The sequence below is a fragment of the Phenylobacterium sp. genome (genome assembly GCF_013822795.1).
Classification (GTDB): domain Bacteria; phylum Pseudomonadota; class Alphaproteobacteria; order Caulobacterales; family Caulobacteraceae; genus Phenylobacterium.
In genome coordinates this window covers 49,699-71,797 of the sequence record NZ_PNLB01000001.1, presented here as the reverse complement: position 1 = coordinate 71,797, position 22,099 = coordinate 49,699, and the positions used below count along the sequence as shown (strand labels likewise).

19 protein-coding genes are annotated in these 22,099 nt (G+C 68.9%); 6 read left to right on the top strand and 13 right to left on the bottom strand.

Annotated elements, in window-relative coordinates:
• The first annotated feature begins 4 nt into the window (after window positions 1-4).
• Complete coding sequence (locus tag C0481_RS00355; RefSeq protein WP_293399308.1) at window positions 5-784, top strand: DeoR/GlpR family DNA-binding transcription regulator; 780 nt, start codon at window positions 5-7, stop codon at window positions 782-784.
• 36 nt (window positions 785-820) lie between these two features.
• Here C0481_RS00355 and C0481_RS00350 read toward each other — a convergent pair whose 3' ends face one another.
• The 12 genes from C0481_RS00350 to C0481_RS00295 all read right to left on the bottom strand — a co-directional run bounded on the left by C0481_RS00350 (window position 821) and on the right by C0481_RS00295 (window position 11,808).
• On the bottom strand, window positions 821-1,747 hold the full coding sequence (locus tag C0481_RS00350) for an alpha/beta hydrolase (RefSeq protein ID WP_293399305.1): 927 nt from the start codon (window positions 1,745-1,747) through the stop codon (window positions 821-823).
• A 25-nt stretch (window positions 1,748-1,772) separates the two neighbouring features.
• Window positions 1,773-3,335, bottom strand: a complete 1,563-nt coding sequence (locus tag C0481_RS00345; protein ID WP_293399302.1) for a tannase/feruloyl esterase family alpha/beta hydrolase — start codon at window positions 3,333-3,335, stop codon at window positions 1,773-1,775.
• 19 nt (window positions 3,336-3,354) lie between these two features.
• Window positions 3,355-4,968, bottom strand: a complete 1,614-nt coding sequence (locus C0481_RS00340; RefSeq protein WP_293399299.1) for a long-chain fatty acid--CoA ligase — start codon at window positions 4,966-4,968, stop codon at window positions 3,355-3,357.
• Window positions 4,969-5,115: 147 nt separating this feature from the next.
• On the bottom strand, window positions 5,116-5,787 hold the full coding sequence (locus tag C0481_RS00335; RefSeq protein ID WP_293399296.1) for a TetR/AcrR family transcriptional regulator: 672 nt from the start codon (window positions 5,785-5,787) through the stop codon (window positions 5,116-5,118).
• A 26-nt stretch (window positions 5,788-5,813) separates the two neighbouring features.
• Window positions 5,814-6,761 carry a hypothetical protein gene (locus tag C0481_RS00330; protein ID WP_293399293.1) on the bottom strand — a complete coding sequence of 316 codons (948 nt, stop codon included), beginning with the start codon at window positions 6,759-6,761 and terminating at the stop codon, window positions 5,814-5,816.
• Between the two features lie 7 nt (window positions 6,762-6,768).
• Complete coding sequence (locus tag C0481_RS00325; protein WP_293399290.1) at window positions 6,769-7,644, bottom strand: hypothetical protein; 876 nt, start codon at window positions 7,642-7,644, stop codon at window positions 6,769-6,771.
• Window positions 7,641-8,447 carry a DUF2092 domain-containing protein gene (locus tag C0481_RS00320; protein WP_293399287.1) on the bottom strand — a complete coding sequence of 269 codons (807 nt, stop codon included), beginning with the start codon at window positions 8,445-8,447 and terminating at the stop codon, window positions 7,641-7,643. The genes C0481_RS00325 and C0481_RS00320 overlap by 4 nt, the downstream gene beginning before the upstream one ends.
• Before the next feature lie 198 nt (window positions 8,448-8,645).
• Complete coding sequence (locus C0481_RS00315) at window positions 8,646-9,869, bottom strand: acyl-CoA dehydrogenase family protein (RefSeq protein WP_293399285.1); 1,224 nt, start codon at window positions 9,867-9,869, stop codon at window positions 8,646-8,648.
• Window positions 9,870-9,874: 5 nt separating this feature from the next.
• A complete protein-coding gene (locus tag C0481_RS00310; RefSeq protein WP_293399283.1) occupies window positions 9,875-10,165 on the bottom strand; it encodes a putative quinol monooxygenase in 291 nt (96 codons plus the stop codon).
• 73 nt (window positions 10,166-10,238) lie between these two features.
• Window positions 10,239-10,706, bottom strand: coding sequence for a GNAT family N-acetyltransferase (locus tag C0481_RS00305; RefSeq protein ID WP_293399281.1), 468 nt, complete (start codon window positions 10,704-10,706; stop codon window positions 10,239-10,241).
• Between the two features lie 10 nt (window positions 10,707-10,716).
• Window positions 10,717-11,010, bottom strand: a complete 294-nt coding sequence (locus C0481_RS00300; protein ID WP_293399279.1) for a hypothetical protein — start codon at window positions 11,008-11,010, stop codon at window positions 10,717-10,719.
• Between the two features lie 102 nt (window positions 11,011-11,112).
• Window positions 11,113-11,808: a DnaJ family molecular chaperone gene (locus C0481_RS00295; protein ID WP_293399276.1), complete on the bottom strand. Its 696-nt coding sequence runs from the start codon at window positions 11,806-11,808 to the stop codon at window positions 11,113-11,115.
• Window positions 11,809-11,878: 70 nt separating this feature from the next.
• Here C0481_RS00295 and C0481_RS00290 point away from each other — a divergent pair, with 70 nt between their 5' ends.
• The 4 genes from C0481_RS00290 to C0481_RS00275 all read left to right on the top strand — a co-directional run bounded on the left by C0481_RS00290 (window position 11,879) and on the right by C0481_RS00275 (window position 20,365).
• Complete coding sequence (locus tag C0481_RS00290) at window positions 11,879-15,529, top strand: hydantoinase B/oxoprolinase family protein (RefSeq protein ID WP_363222977.1); 3,651 nt, start codon at window positions 11,879-11,881, stop codon at window positions 15,527-15,529.
• Window positions 15,530-15,550: 21 nt separating this feature from the next.
• On the top strand, window positions 15,551-16,147 hold the full coding sequence (locus C0481_RS00285) for a hypothetical protein (protein WP_293399271.1): 597 nt from the start codon (window positions 15,551-15,553) through the stop codon (window positions 16,145-16,147).
• A gap of 247 nt (window positions 16,148-16,394) precedes the next feature.
• Window positions 16,395-17,087, top strand: a complete 693-nt coding sequence (locus tag C0481_RS00280; protein WP_293399268.1) for a ParA family protein — start codon at window positions 16,395-16,397, stop codon at window positions 17,085-17,087.
• A gap of 389 nt (window positions 17,088-17,476) precedes the next feature.
• The gene (locus C0481_RS00275) at window positions 17,477-20,365 is read left to right on the top strand and encodes a TonB-dependent receptor (protein ID WP_293399265.1); all 2,889 of its coding nucleotides are present in this window, start codon (window positions 17,477-17,479) and stop codon (window positions 20,363-20,365) included.
• A gap of 68 nt (window positions 20,366-20,433) precedes the next feature.
• On the opposite strand, the gene C0481_RS00270 is transcribed toward C0481_RS00275, so the two are convergent.
• Window positions 20,434-21,363 carry a LysR family transcriptional regulator gene (locus C0481_RS00270; RefSeq protein WP_293399262.1) on the bottom strand — a complete coding sequence of 310 codons (930 nt, stop codon included), beginning with the start codon at window positions 21,361-21,363 and terminating at the stop codon, window positions 20,434-20,436.
• Window positions 21,364-21,473: 110 nt separating this feature from the next.
• Here C0481_RS00270 and C0481_RS00265 point away from each other — a divergent pair, with 110 nt between their 5' ends.
• A complete protein-coding gene (locus tag C0481_RS00265; protein WP_293399259.1) occupies window positions 21,474-22,079 on the top strand; it encodes an FMN-dependent NADH-azoreductase in 606 nt (201 codons plus the stop codon).
• Window positions 22,080-22,099 lie beyond the last annotated feature (20 nt).

Here is a 22,099-nt window from a genome sequence, read left to right as displayed (position 1 = left end):
CCGAATGCACGCCACGGAGCGCGAGCGGCTGATCCTGGAGCTGATGCGGCCGCGAGGCTTTGCGTCCTACCAGGAGTTCATCGCCAACCTCGACGCCTCGCCGGCCACCATTCGGCGTGACCTCGAGCGCATGGCCCAGGAAGGCCAGCTGGTGCGCGTGCGCGGCGGCGCGAAGCTGCCGAGCCAGGCCGGCGCCGGCGCCGTGCCGATGCTCAGCGGCGTGCCCTTCCACGAGAACATCGCCCATCACCGCAAGGAAAAAGCCGCCATCGGCAAGGCCGCGGCCGCGCTCTGCGCGCCTGGCGAGGCGGTGATGATCGACGGCGGATCGACGACCCTGCAAATGTGCCCGCACCTGGAAGGCCTGAACCTGCAGGTGCTGACCAATTCCCTGCACATCGTCGACGCCCTGCTGCCGCAGCCAGGAACCCGCGTCCTGGTCCCGGCCGGATCGGTCTTCCGCGAACAGAACATCATCCTCTCGGCCGCCGGCGAGGAGAGCATGCCGCGCTTCCATGCGCCGAAACTGTTCATGGGCGCGGCCGCCGTCGGTCCGCACGGCATCATGCAGGCCGACGTGGTGCTGGTCGCCGCCGAACGCCGCCTGATCGACCGCGCCGAGCAGCTCGTCCTGCTGGTCGACAGCTCCAAGTTCCGCGGCCCGTCCGGCAACGTGGTCTGCGGCCTCGAAGAAATCGACATCGTGATCACCGACAGCGGCGTCACCGACGACGAGCGCCGCGTCGTCGAGAAGGCCGGCGTTCAGTTGATCATCGCCGAGTGAGACGACCGCCTCCGATGGGGAGGCGGCCGCTCGACGTCAGCGCGCCTTCAGAAACCCGGCCGACTCCAGCCACCAGTAGAACTCGTCGATCCAGTGGACCGAGCTGTTGGCCTTGGCCTCAAGCCCGTAGCCGTGGCCGCCGGTGTGGTAGACGTGCAGCTCCGGCGACTTGCCGGCCGCCTGCAGCTTCGTGAACAGGTCGATGACAGTGGGCGCCGCCAGCTTGTCGTCCGACGAGACGGCCAGGAACATCGGCGGGGCGTCGTCCAGCTTCAGGTCCTCGCCGAACGCGCCGCCGTAGATCGGCGCGGCGAAGGCGGGCTTCGCGCCCGCACCAACCACCCCGACCGTCACCCGCGCGCCGGCCGAGAACCCCATGATCCCAATGCGGTTCGGATCGACCTTCCAGCTCTTGGCGTGCTCCTTGGCCACCTGCAGCGCCCGCACGCCGTCGGCGGTGGCGAAGTCCGCGCCCTCCAGCAGCCCGGCCCCGGTCGGGCTCGCCCCCAGCTTGGCGAACATCGCCTGCAGCGACTGCAGGAACTCCAGGTCGCCGGCCGGGGTCTCGACCGTCCGGTACTTGAGAACGAAGGCCGCGACGCCGCGCTCGGCCAGCCATTGAGCGACCCAGACCCCCTCGGTGTCATAGGACAGGAAGCGCATGCCGCCGCCCGGGGCGATGATCACCCCGGCCCCGGTCGCCTTGGCCGGGTCGGGCAGAAACACCTCCAGCGTCGGGGAGACGACGTTGCGGGTCAGACGGCTGCCCTGCCCGGCCATGTGCGGGGTCGTACGCTCGACCTGCTTCCAGCTCTCCGAGCCCGGGGCGACGCCCGGATAGAGCCGGATGGTTTCGACCGACTTAAGTTCGGCGCCGGGACGCGGGGTGGCCGCCAGGGCGGGCGATCCCGCCAACAGGATCGCGGCGAGCCCCGCGGCGAGCGACATCGAGACGGCCTTCATGGCGTTTCCTCTCAGATACAAAATTCTATTCCGCCGCCACACAGCTGAAGTTCGCCGCCTCGTCGGTGGAGCCGGTTCCGTTCCAGCGGGCGCGCTTGGGGAAGGCGCAGAGCGGTCGCGACTGCACGGTCTGCGTCGGCCAGCCGGCGAGCATGGCCAGCATGTTGTCGGGCTTGCTGGCGATCACCCGCTCAGGGGCCGCGCCGCTCTCGAACCAGCGGTCGAGTTCGGCCACCATGTCGAACTTGCTGGGCCCCTCGCCGCCGAAGCAGTGGCCCATGCCCGGGGCCATGAACAGGCGGGCCTGATCGGCCATCGGCCCGGCCAGCTTCGACATCTGTCCGTAGTAGGCGATGGTGTTCTCCGGCGGCAGCGCCGCGTCGTTCCAGCCGTGATAGAGGATCAGCTTGCCGCCCTGCTTCAGGAACGGGCGCAGGTCGCGGTTGTCGGAGTCGATCACCGGCCCCATCCGCTTCAGGCCGAGCGCGAAGTCGCGGTCCAGGTCGAAGCGATCCAGCGTCCAGGCCTCATCGCGATGCACGAACCAGCGGAAGGTTTCCGTCGCGAAGTTGCGCTGGTTGGACTTGGCGTTGGTGATCCACGCGGGCCAGTCGCTGGCCTCGCCGCCCGGCGCAAAGCCGGCCGAGATCTGCTTGCCGTCGCGCGTCCGCGGGCCCTGATAGATCGCCCGCAGCGCCTTCACCTCGTCGCCGCTCAGGCAGTCGGCGCTGTCGCCCGACTTGCACTGCAGCTCGGCCGGATCGAAGCGGCAGAGGCGCGGGTCTTCCAGCACCCCGTCCTTGACGCCGTCCAGCGCGTCGCAGCGCGCCATCACCGCCTTGGTCACCAGCTTCAGCTTGGCCGGCGTGAACGTCACCTTCGGCGGACCGTCCAGGGCCTGCATGTTCCAGGCGAAGCCGGTCATCGCCCGGGTCCAGGGCGCGGCCGGCGCCCCGGCGACGATGCCGTCATAGTCCTGCGGATAGCGCCAGGCCTCCATCAGCGCGTCGCGTCCGCCGTTGGAGCAGCCGTGGAAATAGGAGCGCTGGGCCTCCTTGGCGTAGTGCGAGGCGATCAGCGCCTTGGCGAACACCGCGGTGACGTGGTTGCCGCGGTGCGCCCAGTCGATGAGCTTCTCGGGCTGTCCGTTCGACCACTTCGCGTCTTCGCTGCTCGGGTGGCCGACGTCGGTGGCGGCGGTGGCGTAGCCCTGGGTCGTCAACGGCGGGAACATGATCGCCGCCGTGTCGAGGCCGCCGCTATAGCCGCCGCCGCCCAGGCCGACGAACTTGCCGTTCCAGGTCTCGGGCAGCCAGACCTCGACATTGATCAGCGAACCGGCGACCGGCGAGATCTGCGCTTTCACCCGGCAGATCGCCGCCGGCAGGGGGGCGATCGGCGCCGCGGCCCACGCGCCGGAAAGCGAGAGCTTGGCCCCGGCGGGCAGCCGTTCGGCCGACGTCACAACGCCGCCGCCGACCTTCTTGCCGACCAGGTCTTCACAGCCCGCGGCCTGCGCGCTGGCGAGCGGCCAGAGCGCCGCGGCGGCCCCGAGCGCGCCGGCGCCCAGGCGGATGGTCTTTTTCATGAGTGCCCCCGAGAAGCGGTCAGGATTTCTTGTTGGTCAGATGCTCGCGGTAGGCTTCGCGCAGCACCTTCTTGTCGATCTTGCCGGTGGCGGTCAGCGGTACGCGGGCGAAGACCACGTCGTCTGGCGTCCACCACTTGGCGATCCGCGGCGCCAGGTACTCGCGCATCTGATCGGCGGTGACCTCGGCGCCGTCATGGGGCTCGACGACCAGGATCGGCCGCTCCTCCCACTTGGGATGATGCACGCCGACCACCGCGGCGATCTTCACGCCCGGACAGCCGACGGCGACGTTCTCCAGGTCGATCGAACTGATCCACTCGCCGCCCGACTTGATGACGTCCTTGGTCCGATCGGTGATCCGCATGAAGCCGTTGGCGTCGATGGTCGCCACGTCGCCGGTGTCGAACCAGCCATCCGGGCCCGCCGCATCGTGATCCTGACGGAAGTAGCGCTGCACCACCCAGGGGCCGCGGACCTGCAACGCTCCCGGCGTCTCGCCGTCCCACGGCAGCACCTGCCCCGCCTCGTCGACGATGCGCAGCTCGACGCCGTACTGCAGGCGGCCCTGGCGCGACCAGATGGTCTCCAGCATCTCCTCCTCGCCCAACTCGGCCAGGGCCGGCGTCGGCGAAGAGATGACGCCCATCGGCGCGGTCTCGGTCATGCCCCAGATCTGCAGGGTGTCGACGCCGTAGCGGCTCTTCAGCGCCTCGGCCATGGCGCGCGGCACGGCCGATCCGCCGATCATCACCCGCTTCAGCGCACCGGGCGTCTCGCCGGTCTGCTCCAGGTGCGCCAGGTACATGGTCCAGATGGTCGGCACGCCGCCGGTGAAGGTGACGCCCTCCTGGGCGATCAGCTCCTGCAGGTTGACCCCGTCCATCTTGTCGGCGGGCAGCACCAGCTTGGCCCCGCACATCGGGGCCACGAACGGCAGGCCCCAAGCGGTGGCATGATAGAGCGACGAGCACGGCAGCACGACGTCGAACGCGGTGAACCCGAAGGCCGCGTTCAGGCCCGCGCCCATCGCGTGCAGCACCACTGCGCGGTGGGAATAGAGCACCCCCTTCGGGTCGCCCGTGGTGCCTGAGGTGTAGCAGAGGAACGCGCCGGAGTTCTCATCGAAGACCGGCCAGTCGAAACCGTCTTCCTCGGCCGCGATCAGGTCCTCGTAGCAAAGCGCGCCGGCCATCGGTTCGGCCGTCAGGCTGACGAGCGTCCGCACGGTGGCCAGCTGCGACGCCAGGCGCTCCACCACCGACGCCAGATTGCGCTCGAACAGCAGCACCCCGCTCTCGGCGTGATTGACGGTGTAGGCGATCTGCTCGTCGAACAGCCGCGGGTTGGCCGTGTGCAGCACCGCGCCCAGGCCGGTCACCGCATAGAACAGCTCCAGGTGCCGATGGGTGTTCCAGGCCAGCGACGTCACCCGGTCGCCCGGCTTGACGCCCAAGCGCTGCAACGCCTTGGCCGCCCGCTCCACCCGCTTGGCGAAGCGCGCATAGTCATAGCGCCAGACCGGCTCCTCGATCTGCCGCGAGACGATCTCGCGGGCCCCATGCGCCTGCTGCGCATACCGAAGGATGCTGGCGATCTGCAGCTGCGTCGGCTGCATGAGCCCGAGGACCATCGACGTTTTCTCCGCTGGCGCGCCGACTACATTGGCCGCGCGCATTTTTCTTCAGATGCAATCAACTCTAGTCATATGTCGCGCGTCCGTTCAACACGGAACGGCCTGCCCGGGTGAATTTCAGCCTAGCGCAGCGCCAGGCGACGGTCAGGCCTTGGCGGCCGGCCGCGGGCCGAAGGCGCCAGCCTTTACGCCGGCCCGGAACATGTCCTTGAACATCTCCACCGGCCGATCCTGGGCATCCCAGTCGGGAAGGATCATCTTGCCGATCGAAAAGCCGCGGATCGCCCACACGACCAATCGGATCGCCGCAAGCGTGCCTTCGACGTCGCCCTTGAACCTTTCACTGAGGAACTCAACGCCGATCTGCTCAAGGCCGGAGCTGACGCTCGCCACTTGTTCGGCGAGTTCGGGGTCGCTGCGCGCCGCCATCTGGATTTCCAGAAAGGCTACGCCTGACGGCCGGCTCAACACGCGCCAGCACATCTCGATCCAGTCCTCGGCCTGAAAGCCGAGGTTGAGGTCATGCTCGAGCCGCGCGTACTCCTCGCGCTCCTCCTCGAAGATCGCGCGCAGCACCTCGGCCATGAACTGGGCGCGGGTGCTGAAATGGAAGATGATGCTGCCGCGAGTGATCCCGGCCTCTTGCGCGATCACCGCCGTCGTCGCGCCGGCGTATCCCCGCTCGTAGATGGCGCGGACAGCCCCTTCCAGCAGCGCCTGGCGCGTATCGGCCGACCTCTGTTGCTGTGTGCGGCGGGGGCGCCGCGGGACCGTGCTCATGGAACCACAGTTATCCGCCCGGCGAGCGATGCCCAAGCGCCGAAGCTGGCCTGCAGTGCTTGCTAGCGCTTCTTGACGTTAGAGGCCGACTTGAGCCCCGCCAGGATCGACAATGCATAGTCGGCGCGCGCCTGCACGTCCGGGCGCGGATCCTTTGTCTTGGCCTGGCGATACCACTCCTCGATCACTTCGATGTCCTTGGTTGGAACCCCGCCCCGGAAGGCGTAGGTCCCCGGTCCCGGCTTGCGGCCGCCCGAGATCTCCGAGAACAGTTGGTCGGCGACCAGGATCGACACCAGCGGATCACCGGCCTTCTCGCCGGCGGTCCACAGCTCCATGGCCTTCTTCTCGTCCTTCGGCCCGCCGTCGCCCTTGGCGTACATCTCGCCCAGCCGCCGCGAGGCATCGAGGTTGTTCTGCTTGGCCGCCTTCTCGTACCAGCTGCGCGCCGCCTTCAGGTCGCGCTCGCCGGCGGTTCCGTTGAAGTAGGCGTTGCCCACGGCCGCCTGGGCGTCCGCGTCCCCCGCGTCCGCGGCCTCCTTGCACAGCTGCAGGCCGCGCGCCGCGCTTTGCGGATCGGCCATCAGCATCTGGCCGAGCGCGCATTTGGACTTGGTGAAGCCCATCGCCGCCGCGCGCGTATAGGCCGCTTCGGCCTTGGCCTTGTCTGGCGTCCCGGCCGCCCCGCTCTGGTGGCACATGCCGACTAGGTGCATGGCGTCCCCGCGCCGGGCGGAAGCCTTCTCCTCGTAGGCGCAGCCTCGCGCTGGATCCTTCGCAATCGCGCCGCGGCCGAACAGATAGACGAGCCCCGCATAGTATTGGGCGTCGGCGTCGCCGCCGTCGGCCAGCTTGACCAGCGGCGCCACGTCGCCGTCGTCGACCTTCTTCAGGGCCTCCTGCACCGCCGGGCTAGCGCTGGCGCTATCGGGCAACGGCTGGGCGGGAGCCTGCGCCAGGACCGGCAGCGCCAGGAGCATCGCGGCGAATTGGGACAGCGGCCATGGCACGATCGTCCTACTCCTTCGGCGAAGTGGGCGTCGGGGTCGGCGACGGCGGCGAAGCGGCCGGAGCGCTCGCGTCGCTGGGGGGCGGCTGCTTGCCGCCCGACGGATCGGGAACCGTGACGTAGACCACGGTGTCGCCCTCGTAGCGGGGCTCGTAGTAGGCGCCGCCGCAGTAGTAGTAGCCATAGCCGCCCCAGGAATAGGGCCCGCAGCCGGCCGGCAGGGCGTAGTACATCGACCCGACGACGGCCGCGGTCGTCCAGGCGAACGCCGCGCCGGCCAGGAAGGGATAGTCCACCCAGCCGCCCCAGCCGCCATCGACGTCGATATTGATGTTGTTGCCGCTGTTGATATTGCCGCCGTTGCCGATGCCGCCGGCGCCGCCGATCCCGCCCGGTCGACCGGGCCCGCCGACACCGCCAACCCCTCCAACACCGCCAACGCCTCCGACGCCTCCGACGCCGCCAATGCCGCCCGGACCGCCGACCCCGCCTGGACCACCGACGCCCCCGGGGCCGCCAACCCCGCCCGGACCGCCGACGCCTCCTGGACCGCCAATGCCTCCGGGTCCGCCCGGCCCGCCGCTGGGCCGCGTGGCGATGCCCGCGCCGCCGCTGGGTCGGCCGGCTGCGCCCATCCCGCCCGAGGGCCGGGTGAAGCTGCTTGAGCCACGGCCGCCATTGTAACCGCCGCCCCGTATGCTGGTCGCGCCGCCTCCGCGAACGCCGCCGCCGCCGCCCGCGCTGAAGCCTCCGCCGCCGCGACCGCCGCCGCCGCCAAAGCCACCGCCGCCGCCTCGGCCGCCCCGGGCCAACGCTTGATCAGCCATCAGGACGCCGGTCGCGATCAGAGCGGTCGCTAGGCCCAGCCGCTTGAAATGGCTCATTGTCCGCCTCCCTGCGCTGCCTGGTCGATACGGATCCGCGTCGCGCCCTTGCCCGGCTGGAACGCGAAGTCCGCGTCGGTGAGCGGCGGATTGAGCGTCCAGGTCAGGTCGGCGACGTAGGCGGGGTTGGTCTTGTCGCGGCGATCGGTGATCACCACCCGGCGCGGCAGCGGCTGCGCGCCCTGTTGGATCCAGACCTGCCAATCGATGTGGCCTTCACGGAAGGCGTAGTGGTCGGTGATGACGCCGTCGAACGCCTCGGTCCCGACCCGAAAGGCGGAGTCCAGCGCCTCCTCACGGCCGGCTTCCGGACTGCTCCATCGGAACAGGTCGTCCAGCGGAATGGAAATTCCGAACCGGGTCGCCACGTCGGCGAGAGTGGCCTGGATCGTCGCCTGGCTCGGCACGGTGGCATAGTAGCCCAGCTCCGGCGCGTAGACCGTGAACTGACCGCCGGCATAGATGTATCGGCGGTTCCAGCTCGAACTGACCACGTCGATGACGAAGGCGTCGGGCTTGCGGACCTTGTACGTCGCCGTACCGACCAGCTGAATCTTCTGGTCGTCGTTGGTGACGACTTCCAGGCTGGTGTTGGCGGTGAGCGCAAACGTCGACTGCGACTGAAGGAAGTTGCTCATCCGGCTGAGCGCCTTGACCGCCGCCGGATCGACCCGGCTCGCGGCCGGCGCCGTCGCCGGCTGCTGTGACAGCGACGGCGCGCCGCCGACAAGACTGAGACTCAGGCCGGCGGCCGCAAGGCGGCCTAGCCAGATCAGGCGGACTACCCCAGACACCCGTTGCATTCGGATCCCGTCCTTCTCGCAGGTCGCCTACGAGCGGCACGATAGGTCCCGGCTCCGAGCGCCGATATCGGGGAAACTAGCTAGGCCGGGAGGGGGATCGCCAGTAGACGGTGCACGACGGCGCCACCGGTACGCAACAGAATTTTAGTTCATATTCAAAAGGTTGCGGCCGAAACCGCAACCTTTTGAAGCCGTCTGCTACAGACCCAACACCATCTTGGCCATGATGTTGTGCTGGATTTCGTTAGACCCCGCATAGATCGAGGTCTTGCGGTAGTTGAAGTAGGTCGGGGCGATGGTCGCCGCGTAGTCCGGACCGGCCCGCGGTTCGTTGCGCTCGCCGCGGATCTCGGCCCAGGTGTCGCGCACGAACGGCTGGGCGTAGACCCCCGCCGCTTCCAGCGCCAGTTCGGTCACCGCCTGCTGCGCCTGGCTGCCCTCCAGCTTCAGCATGGAGGACGCCGCCCCCATCGCCTCGCCGGACGTGCGCGCCGAGAACATCCGCAGTTCGGTGGCGTTGAGCACGTCCACCTTGATCTGCATCTCGCTGAGCTTCTTGCGGAAGTCAGGGTCGTCGATCATCCGCCCGCCGCCGTCCGACGGCTCCAGGCTGGCGATCTTGCGCACCTTGTTGAGCTGGTTGGTCAGACCCGCGGCGTAGGGATTGCCGCGCTCGAACTGCAGCAGATACTTCGCGTAGGTCCAGCCCTGGCCTTCTTCGCCGATGCGGTTGGCGATCGGCACCCGGACGTTCTCGAAGAACACCTGGTTGATCTCCTGGTCGCCCTCGGGCGGACCGTCCAGGGTCGGCAGCGGCACGATGGTGATGCCCGGCGTGTTCATCTCCAGCAGCAGGAACGAGATGCCCTGCTGGCGAATCGCCTCGTTGGAGGTCCGCACCAGGCAGAACATCCAGTCGGCCCACTGGGCGTAAGTTGTCCAAATTTTTGAACCGTTTAGGACGTAATGGTCACCGTCCCTCTCAGCTTTCATGGACAGCGAGGCGAGGTCCGAACCCGAGCCCGGCTCGCTATAGCCCTGGCACCACCAGACGTCGGTGGAGAGGATCCTCGGCAGGTGCTGGGCCTTCTGTTCGGGGGTGCCGAACGCCATCACCACCGGGGCGCACATCTTCAGCCCCATGTTCGAGGTCGAGGGCGCGCCGGCCAGGGCCATCTCCATGTCGAAGATGTACTTCTGGGCGTGGCTCCAGCCGGTGCCGCCGTATTCCTTCGGCCAGTCAGGGGCGATCCAGCCCTTGTCGTTCAGCCGCTTGAGCCAGCGGACCTGGCCCGCCTTGTCGATGTGGGCGTTCTTCGACTGCGCAGAGTGCGCGCGCATGTCGTCGTCGAAGGCCTCGGCGATAAAGGCCCGAACCTCGTCACGGAACGCCAGGTCTTCCTTCGAGAATTCGAGATCCATGGCCGCTACTCCACGGCGTCGAGGTATTCGATCTCGGGACGGCCGCCCATGCAGGGGCCCATCTTGGCGCCGGCGGCCTTGAAGTAGTCGGTGCCGCCGTGAGCCTTCAAGGCGTCCTCGTCCTTGTAGAGCTCCAGCACCTTGTAGACCGTCGGGTCGGTGCGGCTCTTGGTCAGCTGGTAGGCGATGTTGCCCGGCTCATTGGCCCGGACCTGCTTGGCGAGATCGGTGAAGATCGCCTCGAACTCGGATTGCTTGCCGTCCTGGACCTTGAGGGTCGCCACCACGCCGATCATGCCGTTTCTCCCAACGATTGTTTGAATGGGAGCCTAGAGGCGGCGTGGCCGTCGGGCAAGCCGCGACGCAGGGTCAACTCAGCGGCTTCTCGAGCAGCAGGGTCGTCAGGCCGCTCTCCCACTCCAGGTCGGGATAGCTGTCGACTTCGCGATAGCCGAGCGCGGCGTAGAACGCCCGCGAGCGGGTGTTGAAGGTGTCGGTTTCCAGCCGCGCCGAGGTCTCGCCGGCCGCAGCCATAGCCTGCTCTGCATGGGCCAGCAGCGCCTTGCCGACCCCGCGCCGCTGGGCCGCGCCGACGACGTGCAGCGCGTGCACGAAGTCGCCCGCCCAATGGACCATGCCCAGGACCTGCTCGCCCTCGACCGCCAGGACGAAGGCCGCGCCCTTCTCGGCGACATAGGCCCTGGCCGGCTGCTCGCGCCGGCGCCGGGCCAGCACCTCGGGACGCAGTTGCGGGCCCCAGGTGGACTCGAAGGTGTCGTCCAGCACGGCGATCACCCCGGCGTCGTCGCCGGGGCGGAAGGGCCTCAGGATGTACATGGAGTTTGGCCTAGCGGCCCTGGCGCTCGTTCCAGCCATAGGCCACCCAGTGGTGGCCGCCCAGGTGGCGCGCTTCGATGACGCCGTCGTCGCGATGCGTCGCGCGGGCCTTCTTGGCGCGCAGGGCCAGCCCCGCGAGCGCCAGCAGCGCCGAAGCCATGACCGCGATCACCACCACCGTAGCGGCAAAGAAGACGGCGAGCACCGCCCCAACCGCGATGGCGGCGGCGGTCGCCAAGGCCCCTCCGACCGCGGCGAAACCGCGAAGGGTGGACCCGTGCTTCCTGGCGAATTCGCGAACCATGAGCATCCTCAAGGGCGCCGCTTGTTACGGCTAAACGGATAATTCGGTCGGACGATCCCCGACGTCAACGAGAACCGGTCAGAACACAATAAAGTGGCGGCATCATGCCGCCCCTTCGAGCGCCATCGCCCGCCGTTCGCGCATGATTTCGTCAAACGCGGCGTTGATGGCGGCCGACTTGGCCTCGGCGACCTCGATGAACTCGCTGGGCAGTCCCCGCGCGCGGGCCCGGTCGGGGTGGGCCTCCGACAGGGCCGCTTTCCAGATGGCGCGAACCTCGGCGTCGGACGCATCGTGCGCCACGTCGAGCACGCCATAGGGGTCGTCGGCGCCGATCCCCAGGTGCACCGCCTTCAGCCGGCGGAACACCAGCGGCGAGAAGCCGAACAGGTCCGAGACCTGCTCCAGGTATTCGAGCTCGTCCTGCGTCACCACGCCGTCGGCGGCGGCGATGTGGAACAGCCCGTCGAGCACGTCCTCCAGAAGGGTCGGGCAGCCGGCGTAGCGCTTGGCCAGGCGGCGCGCATAGCTCTCGAAGCCGCGCGTCGTCTGGCGAGCCAGATCGTACAGGCGGTGGATGTTGCGCTCGGACGCGGCGTCCGTCTGGAAGACCTGCGAAAAGGCGTCGAACTCGCCGATGCTGGCCCGGCCGTCAGCCTTGGCCAGCTTCGCGCCGAGCGCGGTGACGGCGGTGGAAAAGGCGGGATCCTCGCCCGGCCGGGTGGCAGGACAATCGGCGCAGTCGCCCGCATCGGGCTTCTTGACTGCGAGCCCAGCAATGTTGCGCCAGAAGCTCATGGGAGTATCCAAGCTGTAAGGCCCGGAGTCGGTCCTGACAATGCAGATCGCCCCCGCGAAAGGTTACAGTTTGGACAGGCTTTGGAGCTTCTGGATCGATCGCGGCGGCACGTTCACCGACGTGATCGCCCGCGCCGACGACGGCCAGGAAGTCTCCCTCAAGCTGCTCTCCGCCTCGCCGGCCTATGCCGACGCCGCCGTCGAGGCGATGCGCCGGGTGCTGGGCGCCGCGCCCGGCGATCCCTTCCCCGCCGCGCGCGTGCGGGCGATCAAGATGGGCACTACGGTGGCCACCAACGCCCTGCTGGAGCGGGCCGGGGCCAAGACGCTGCTGGTCGTCACTGAGGGCTTCGCCGACGCCCTGGTGATCGGCGACCAAGCCCGGCCCGATCTGTTCGCCCTGAACATCGAGCGGCCCGAGCCGATCTATTCCGGCGTGATCGAGGCCGCCGAGCGGCTGGCCGCCGACGGCACGGTGGTGCGTCCGCTCGACGAGGCCGCGCTGATGGCCGCCCTGCGCCAAGCCCGCGCGGAGGACTTCACCTCGGCGGCGATCGCCTTTCTGCACGCCGACCTCAACCCGGCGCACGAGCGCCGCGCCGGAGAGCTCGCCCGCGAGGCCGGCTTCCCCTTCGTCGCACTCAGCCATGAGGTCTCGCCCCTGCCCCGGTTCGTGCCGCGGGCCGATACCACCGTCGCCGACGCCTACCTGACCCCGATCCTGCAGGCCTATGTCGAGAGAGTGGCGAGCGCGGTCGAGGGCGCGCCGCTCTACTTCATGACCTCGGCCGGCGGCCTGGTGCACGCCCAGGCGTTCCGCGGCCGCGACGCGGTGGTCTCAGGCCCGGCCGGCGGCGTGGTCGGGGTCGCGCGCACCGCCCAGATCGCCGGCGCCGAACAGGCGCTGGGCTTCGACATGGGCGGCACCTCCACCGACGTCTGCCGCTACGCCGGCCTGCTGGAGCGCCGCGACAGCGCTCGCGTCGCCGGGGTCAAGCTGCGCAGCCCGATGCTCGACGTCGAGACCGTCGCGGCCGGCGGCGGCTCGATCCTGGCCTTCGACGGCCTGCGCGCCCGGGTCGGACCGCAGAGCGCCGGCGCCGACCCTGGCCCCGCCGCCTACGGCCGTGGCGGCCCGGCCACCGTGACCGACGCCAATCTGGTGCTCGGCCGGCTCGATCCGCGCTTCTTCCCGGCGATCTTCGGGCCGAACGCCGACGCTCCGCTGGACGTCGCCGCCGCCCGCGCCGCGTTGCAGACGCTCGCCGACGCCATGGGCGCCGACACTGTGGAGGCCGCCGCCGAAGGCTTCGTCGCCATCGCCGTCGAGCAGATGGCGCGGGCCACCGACCGGATCTCCACCGAGCGCGGCTTCGATCCGCGCGACCACGTCCTGACCGCCTTCGGCGGCGCCGCCGGCCAAGTGGCCTGCGAGGTCGCCGAAGCGCTGGGCCCCTCGCAGGTGATCTGCCCGCGCTACGGCAGCGTGCTCTCGGCCTGGGGCATCGGCCAGGCGCAGCTCGCCAGCCTGCGCCAGGTCGGCCTCGGCGCGCGGCTCGACGCTGCGGGGCTGCAACGCGCCCAAGCCGCTGCGGGCGAAGCCGAGACCGCCGCCCGCGCCGCGCTCGCCGATCAGGGCGCACGGGCGAGCGAGGTCCGCCGCATCCTGCGCCTGCGCTACGACGGCGCCGACGCCGAGTTGCCCGTCCCTCTCGGGCCGCTGGCCGATGTCCGCGCCGGCTTCGAGACCGCCCACAAGCGGATGTTCGGCTTCGTCGAGGCGAATCTGCCGATCGTCATCGCCTCGGTGGAGGCCGAAGCGGTGAGCGGCGCCGAAACTCCCTCGCCCCATTCATGGGGAAAGGGTGGGGTGAGGGGCGCGTCGCCGGGCGACGCCACGCAACCTCTCCCAATCGACGGCGCGGCCGAGAGTCCCCCCTCACCCTACCCTCTCCCCCCGCAAGACGGGGGGAGAGGAAACCTGACCCGCATGTTCTTCCACCGCGCCTGGCACGACGCGCCGATCATCGCCGCCGAGGATCTGACCGCCGCCGAGGGCCCGGCCCTCATCGTCCGCCGCGACACCCAGATCGCGCTGTCCCCCGGCTGGACCGCCGCGCCCGGCCCCGACGGCATGGTCCGCCTGGAGCAGGCCGGCCGCCGCAAAGCCGCGGCCCTGGCGCTCGACAAGCCCGATCCGGTCACCCTCGAACTCTTCAACAAGCGCTTCATGGGCGTGGCCGAGGCGATGGGCGCGGCGCTGGAGCGCACGGCCCACTCGGTGAACATCAAGGAGCGGCTCGACTTCTCCTGCGCGCTGTTCGATGTCGACGGCGGCCTGGTCGCCAACGCCCCGCACATGCCGGTGCACCTAGGCTCGATGGGCGCGAGCGTGCGGGCCGTGCGCGACCGCCACGCCGACCTCAAGTCAGGCGACGCCTTCGCGCTCAACAACCCCTATGCCGGCGGCACGCATCTGCCCGACATCACCGTCGTCATGCCGGTGTTCGTGGGTGACGCAGGCCGCCCCGCCTTCTACGTCGCCGCGCGCGGCCACCACGCCGATGTCGGCGGCATCCAGCCCGGCTCGATGCCGCCCTTCTCCCATACGCTGGAGGAGGAAGGCGTGCTGCTCGACGCCCTGCCGATCATGACCGGCGGCATGTTTCTAGAGGATGCGGTGCGGCAAGCCCTGACCGCCGGGCGCTACCCGTCGCGGGCCCCGGACCGCAACATCGCCGACCTCAAGGCCCAGATCGCCGCCTGCCAGGCGGGCGCCGCGGCGGTCAGCGGCATGATCGCGACCTTCGGCGGCGAGGCCGTCGCGGCCTATATGGGCTTCGTCCAGGCCAACGCCGCCGCCTCGGTCCGCCGGGCGATCGGCAAGCTGCAGGACGGGCAGGCCCGGGCGCCGATGGACGGCGGCGGCGAGATCGTCGTGCGCACCACGGTCGATGCAGCCGCCGGCGAGGCGGTGCTCGATTTCCGCGAGTCCGCCGCCCAGCTGGGCTCGAACTTCAACGCCCCCTCGGCGATCGTCGACGCCGCCGCGCTCTATGTGTTCCGCAGCCTGGTGGACGACGACATTCCGCTCAACGCCGGTTGCCTGGAGCCGCTGAAGATCCTGACCCGCGAGGGTTCGATGCTGGCCCCGCGCTTCCCGGCCGCCGTCGTCGCCGGCAATGTCGAAACCAGCCAGCACGTGGTCGACGCGCTCTATGCGGCGCTGGGGGTGATGGCCAACGCCCAGGGCTCGATGAACAACTTCACCTTCGGCGACGAGGCCCGCCAGTATTACGAGACCATCTGCGGCGGAGCCGGCGCCACCGCCCAGCAGGCCGGGACCAGCGCCGTCCACACCCACATGACCAATTCGCGCCTGACCGATCCGGAAATCCTCGAACGTCGCTTCCCGGTCCGGGTCGAGAGCTTCGCGATCCGCCACGGCTCGGCCGGACCGGGCGCCCGGCCAGGCGGCGACGGCGCGTTCCGCCGCATCCGCTTCCTGGCGCCCATGGAGGCCGCCCTGCTCTCCACCCGCCGCCAACACGCGCCCCAGGGGATCGCCGGCGGCGGGGCCGCCCTGCCCGGCGCCCAGCGGTTGATCGCCGCCGACGGCGCGGTAAAGGAACTGCCGGGCTGTTTTTCGCTTACAGTCGAGCCTAACGATATCATCGAGATCGAAACCCCCGGGGGCGGGGGTTTCGGGGCCGTCGCCTGATCCAGTCTTCAACGAGGTTCCATGCCAGCGCTACTCATCGCTCTCGCCCTTATGGCCGTCGATCAGGCCGCCGAACCGGCCGCCGCCACGCCCGCGACCCCGGCCGGCGCCGAAGAGCTTCCCTGGCCGGTCGGTGCGCCGCACGACGACTACGGGCTGGTGTCCTGGTGCCACGGGGCGCTGAGCGGATACCTTGAGCTGCACGACCAGGTGATGCCCGAGGTCACCCGCATCGAGACCACCTATCGCCCGCCGGGCCGCTCGCTGGCCGAGGACCTCAAGGTCTACGCCGACATGCAGAAGCAGAGCCGCAAGGATCTGAAGTCGTTTGAACGCGCCATCGAGACGGCCGAGAAGGCCAGCATCCGGCCGCTCGGGCCGATCGGCGCGGCGGCGATCAAGAAGGGCCAGGCGGTCTGGGCCGGCGCGCCGAACCTGACCAAGGCCCGCCTCGCCCAGGAATGGATGAGCTGGTCGCTGCCCGTGCGCTGCGCCCCGACGGCCGAGCGCCTGGAAAAGAACGCCAAGCTGATGGGCGCCGCCTTCGATCCCACCGCTGGCCTCGAAGCCGCCGCCACGCCGGAAGCCCCGCCTCCGGTGGAGGCCCCGACCAGCTAGGACACCGCTAGACCTCCCCTCTTGCGGAAGGTGGATCGACATGACGCGTCGAGACGGAGGGGGACCGCTCTCAAGCTAGAGCGTCAACGTCCCCCTCGGTCAGCCATGCGGCTGACCGCTCCCCGCCGGGGGAGCATTTCCTCCCCTAGGACAAAGTAGCGCCGTATACCTGCTCGATAGTCCGGCTCCGGACCGCTATGGTTTACGCCTAGGTCCCGCCGGGGGGCGCCCTCAAAGAGAGACCGGCTTGCCGACAGTCGCCTTTGTCAACCCGAAGGGCGGCGCGGGGAAAACCACCGCGGCGCTTCTTCTCGCCCTTGGTCTCGTCGAACGCGGGCAGCGCGTGGCGATGATCGACTCCGATCCCAACAAACCGCTGGTGCACTGGGCCTCGCTGCCCGGCCGCCCAGATAAGGTGAGCATCCACCCCGCCCCGACCATGGAGGACATGCGCGACGCCCTGCGCGAGGCCCAGCGCAAGCAGCCCGACTGGCTGATCCTCGACACCGAAGGCTCGATCCGCGGCGCGATGGCGTTCACGACCATGCGCCTCGACCTGGTGGTGACGCCGCTCGCGGCCTCCCAGCTCGAAGCGATCCAGGCGATCAAGGCGGCCGAGATGGTCACCCAGTTCGGCCGCCGCGCCGGACGTCCGCTGCCCCACCGCTGCCTGCTGACCCGCGTGCCGGCCGCCCTGCGCCCGCGCTCGCTGAAGGAAGTTGTCGCCCAGCTGCGGACCAGCGACATCGAGATCCTGCCCACCCCGCTGATCGAGAAGGAAGCGTTCCGCATCCTGTTCGCGATCGGCGGCGGCTTCGACCAATTGGAGGCCAGCGGCGTCAGCGGCGTGCCCGCCGCGCGCGCCAACGCCGAAGCCTACCTGTCGTCGATTCTCGACCTGCTGAAGAAACCTACCGAACTCTCAAATTCTCCGGCCTAACGCCGACTGACCGGCCGTCCGAAAGGCGGACGAACGTCGTTTTCCTGGCCGGATTGCAGACATACCGATCGCTCGAATCAGAATCCCTCCCCTGTGTGGCGCCGAAGCGACATTTCTGGGCGCCACGCACAAATCGACGTTCTGGGAAAATTTGACGTCTGATTTTTATAGGAAAATTGGCACAAAATTCGAATCCTCGGTACGATTTTGCGTTTACATTAGAAATTGATGCGCGCTTTTTGATCTATTCGCCCCGAAACCCCCGCGGATACCGGCGTTATTCTCACCATGACGGATTTGAGACTTGCTTTGGGCGGTCCCCGCCGCTCTTTCCTGCGCCACGTTCAGACGACATTTGACGCGTAACGCAGTTATATTAGGGGAAACGTATGTTGCATTCTAAGTACCTTGCAGGAGCCTCCTCCCTGGCGCTCCTCGCGGTGCTGGGTCTTGCGGCTCCGGCCAACGCCCAAGACGAAACGGCGGTTGAAGAGATCGTGGTCACCGGCTCCTTCATCGCCGGTTCGCCCGAAAACGCCGCCCTGCCGGTCAACGTGATCGGCCAGGATGAAATGCAGAAGCAGGGTTCGCCGAGCACGGTCGACCTGCTGAAGTCGATCCCGGCGGTCTCGGGCGTCCTCGGTGAAGCCAACCAATACGCCGCCGCCCAATCGACGGGCTCGGGCAACGTCAACCTGCGCGGCCTCGGCGCCCAGCGCACCCTGGTGCTGATGAATGGCCGCCGCATGGCGACCTCGCCCGGCGCGATCTATGTCGACACCAACCTGCTCCCGACGGCCGCGATCGGCCGCGTGGAAGTGCTGAAGGACGGCGCCGCCGCCACCTACGGCTCGGACGCCGTCGCCGGCGTGGTGAACTTCATCACCCGTAAGAACCTCAACGGCCTCGAAGTCTCGGGCAACTACTCGTACATCGACGGCACCGACGGCGACTACACCCTGAGCGCGGCCTATGGCTGGCAGGGCGAGCGCGCCGACATCCTGCTGACCGCCGGCTACCGCAAGCGCACCGAACTGCCGGTGACCGAGCGCGACTTCGCGATGCGCTCGCTGACCGACAACCCGCAAGGCGGCTGGTCGGCCTTCGGCAACCCGGGCATCTATCAGACCCGCAACGCCGGCGGCACCTTTGGCCCGGGCGTGGGCACCCTGGTCGATCCGGGCTGTAACGCCATCTCCGGCCCGCTGAGCGCCAGCGGCTGCCAATTCCAGTTCATCGGCTTCAACAACCTGATCGAAGACGAAGATCACTGGCAGCTCTACGGCGAGATCAACTTCGACCTCACCGAAAAGACCAAGTTCCACGCTGAAGTGCTGTACGCGGCCCACGACGTGCAGCAAGAGCACTCCTCGCCGTCGTATCCGCCGAACAACTATCCGAGCTCGGCGATCACCGGCGTCAACGAGCGCAGCAACGGCTTCTACATCCCGGGCTCGAACCCCGGCCTGCAGGCCCTGCTCGGCCAGCTGACCCCGGCCCAGGCCGCGGCGGCCTCGCAAGGCGTCTTCACCTCGATCGCCTGGCGCCCGATCGGCGTCGGCGGCAACGCCCTGTTCGGCGGCCAGTCGAAGCACGACAAGCGCTACTTCGACACCTACCGCGTGTCGGCCGGCCTGAAGGGCGAGTTCGACGCGTTCGGCGGCATCGGCTGGGACGCCGCTGTCACCTACATGGACTCCAACGCCGAGATCGCCACCCCGGACATCCTGGTCGGCAAGCTGCAGCGCGCCCTGAGCGGCTTCGGCGGTGACAACTGCCAGGGCACGACCGCGGGGGCCAATGGCTGCCTGTGGTTCAACCCGTTCTCGACCGGCGTCGCCGGCAACGTGATCGACGGCCGCACCAACCCGAACTACGTCGCCTCCACGGCCAACAGCCGCGAAGTGCTCGACTACATCTTCGGCGAGTACGGCTACAAGATGCGCTCGCAGATGTTCACCGCCGACCTGGTGTTCAACGGCGAAGTGGGTGCGGTCGACTTCGGCGCGGGCCCGCTGGCCTGGGCCGCCGGTGCGCAATACCGCTGGAGCGGCGTTGAGCGTCAGAACAACAACGACACCAACATCGACGTCAGCCCCTGCCCCGACTCGTCGGTGAACCCGGGCGCGACCTGCGTGGCTCAGAACGGTCCGTTCAGCTTCTTCGGCGCCACGGCCGACTACGACCTCGACTACTCGGTCGGCGCGGCCTTCATCGAAGCGCAGATGCCGTTCACCGACAGCCTGACCGGCACCCTGGCGGTCCGCTACGAGGACTACGGCGGCAACATCGGCGCCACCACCAACCCGAAGGTGGCTCTGAAGTGGCAAGCGACCGACTGGCTGGCGTTCCGCGCCTCGGCCGGCTCGACCTTCCGCGCCCCGCCGCAGACCCAGATCGCCAACACCTCGGTCACCAACCTGTCCTACACGACGGCGGCCGGCGGCTATCGCGCCTATGACCTGTGGGGCAACCCCGACCTGGAGCCGGAAAAGGCGCAGACGCTGAACTTCGGCGCCCTGTTCGACTTCGGCGACTTCCGCGCCTCGATCGACTACTGGAACTTCGACTTCGAAGGCCCGATCAACAACGAAAGCGGCGCCCAGATCGTCAACGCGATCTTCCCGAACGGCGCTGCCGGCGCGAACAACTGCGGCAACCCGGCCTACGCCGCGCTGCAGAACCGCATCTCGTTCACCGGCGCCTGCTCGGCGGCGACCATCAACCGCGTGAAGCAGTACTATGTGAACGGCCCGGACATCAAAACCTCGGGCATCGACTTCTCGGCCAACTACACGGCCCGTGACGTCTTCGGCGGCGACATGAACTTCGGCGCCGAACTGACCTACGTGCTCGAGTTCAAGGTCGCCGAGACCAAGATCGAAGGCATCACGACCGCCAAGGAAACCGACTACGTCGGCAAGATGGACTACCTCGGCTACGGCTCGCAGCCGCAGTGGAAGGGCAGCGCGTTCGCCGAATACACCCGCGGCGACCACAACGTCCGTTGGACCATCCGCTACGTCGACGACATGGTCGACACCCGCGCTGGCTCCTCGACCTTCGCCACCAACCAGAACGGCATGAAGATCGACGCCTTCATCACCAACGACCTGGCCTACCGCGTGCTCCTGCCCTGGGACACGACGCTGACCGCCTCGGTGATCAACGTGTTCGACCAAGACCCGTCGTTCGCCCGTCTTGACCTCAGCTACGACCCGTTCACGGCCAACCCGCTCGGCCGTTACTACAAGCTCGGCGTCACCAAGAAGTTCTAGAGGTCTTCCCCCTCGAGAACGACGACTGGGGCGGCTCCTAAGGGAGCCGCCCTATTTTTTTTTGGCGGCTAGGCCGGCAGGCCAGCGGCCACCCGCCGCGCGTAGCAGGCGTCCCAGAAGGGTTCGCCGCCGAACTTCTCCAGCATCAGCTCGGTCAGCGCCCGCACCTTGGCCGACATGTGCGCGGCCGGCGGCGGGCGCACGACGTAGAGCCCCAGCGGCGGGGCCGGGAACTCGAGCAGCAGCGGGACCACCTCGCCCTTGTCGATCGACGGCCCGACCAGGAACGTCGGCAGCATCGCCACGCCCAGCCCCGCCGCCGCCGCCGCCAGGATCGCCGGGCCGTTGTCGGCCTTGAACCGTCCCTCCGGGCGCACGGTGATCGTCCGCTTGCCGTCCTGGAAGCGCCACACCTCCGAACCGCTCATCACCGCCGGCAGATTGTCGAGATCCTCGGGCCGGGTCGGGACGCCGTGCGCCTCCAGGAACGCCGGACTGGCGATCGCCGCCGCCCGGATCGGCGCGATCTTGCGCGCCACCAGGCTGGAATCCTCCAGCACCCCGATCCGCACCGCCGCGTCGTAGCGCTCGCCGATCAGATCGACATAGCGGTCGCTGTAGGAGACCTCGACCGACAGCTTGGGATGGCGCACGGCCAGCTCGGCCAGCACCGCCGACAGGTGGGTCATGCCGAACGACAGCGGCGCCGAAAGGCGCAAGCTGCCGACCATGTCCTCGCCGCGCTGCGCCAGGTCGTCTCGCGCCGCCTCCAGTTCGGCCAGCACCCGGTCGGCCCGCTCCTTGAACTCCAGCCCGGCCTCGGTGATCGAGACGCCGCGCGTCGTGCGGCTCAGCAGTTGGGCGCCCAGCTCGGCCTCCAGCCGCGCCACCCGCCGGCTGACCATCGACTTCGACAGCCCCAGCCGCTGGCCCGCGCGGCCGAAGCTCTGCGCCTCCGCCACCTCTGCGAAAGCCTGGATGTCTTCGAGGTCGATCACTGGCGTTCCCAATCATGCAACAATCTAGTGCGGAATATCGGTCTACTGTTGCACCGATCAAGGCCTCACCTCTGTCGGCGTCGAATTCACTCAACGCCTTGGAGGGCGCCTTGACCAATATTCTCGTTCTCAACAGCAGCGTCAGCGGCGAGGCCTCGATCTCGCGCCTGCTGGTCGCCGACGCCGTCACCGAACTGACCGCCCGCGACCCGGGGGCCCAGATCGTGTTCCGCGACCTGGCCGCCGATCCGATCCCGCACCTGCTGCCCTCGACCGTCGCCGGCGTGCGCGCCCAGCCGACCACCCCGGCCGAGCTGGAGGCCCGCGCCCTCTCCGACAAGCTGATCGGCGAGCTGCGCGCCGCCGACGTCATCGTCATCGGCGCGCCGATGTACAACTTCAGTGTCCCGACCACCCTGCGCTCGTGGTTCGACCACGTGCTGCGGGCCGGCGAGACCTTCCGCTACTCCGAAGCCGGCCCGGAAGGCCTGCTGACCGGCAAGAAGGTGATCGTCGTCGAGAGCCGCGGCGGCCTCTACAGCGAAGGCCCGGCCCAGTCGCTGGACTTCCAGGAGCCCTACCTGCGCCAGTTGCTCGGCTTCGTCGGCCTGACCGACGTGACCTTCATCCGCGCCGAGAAGATCGGTTACGGCCCGGAGGCGCGCGACCAGGCGGTGGCCGACAGCCGCGCCGCCCTGGCCAATATCCCGGCCTGACGAGATCGGCGCCTCGCGCC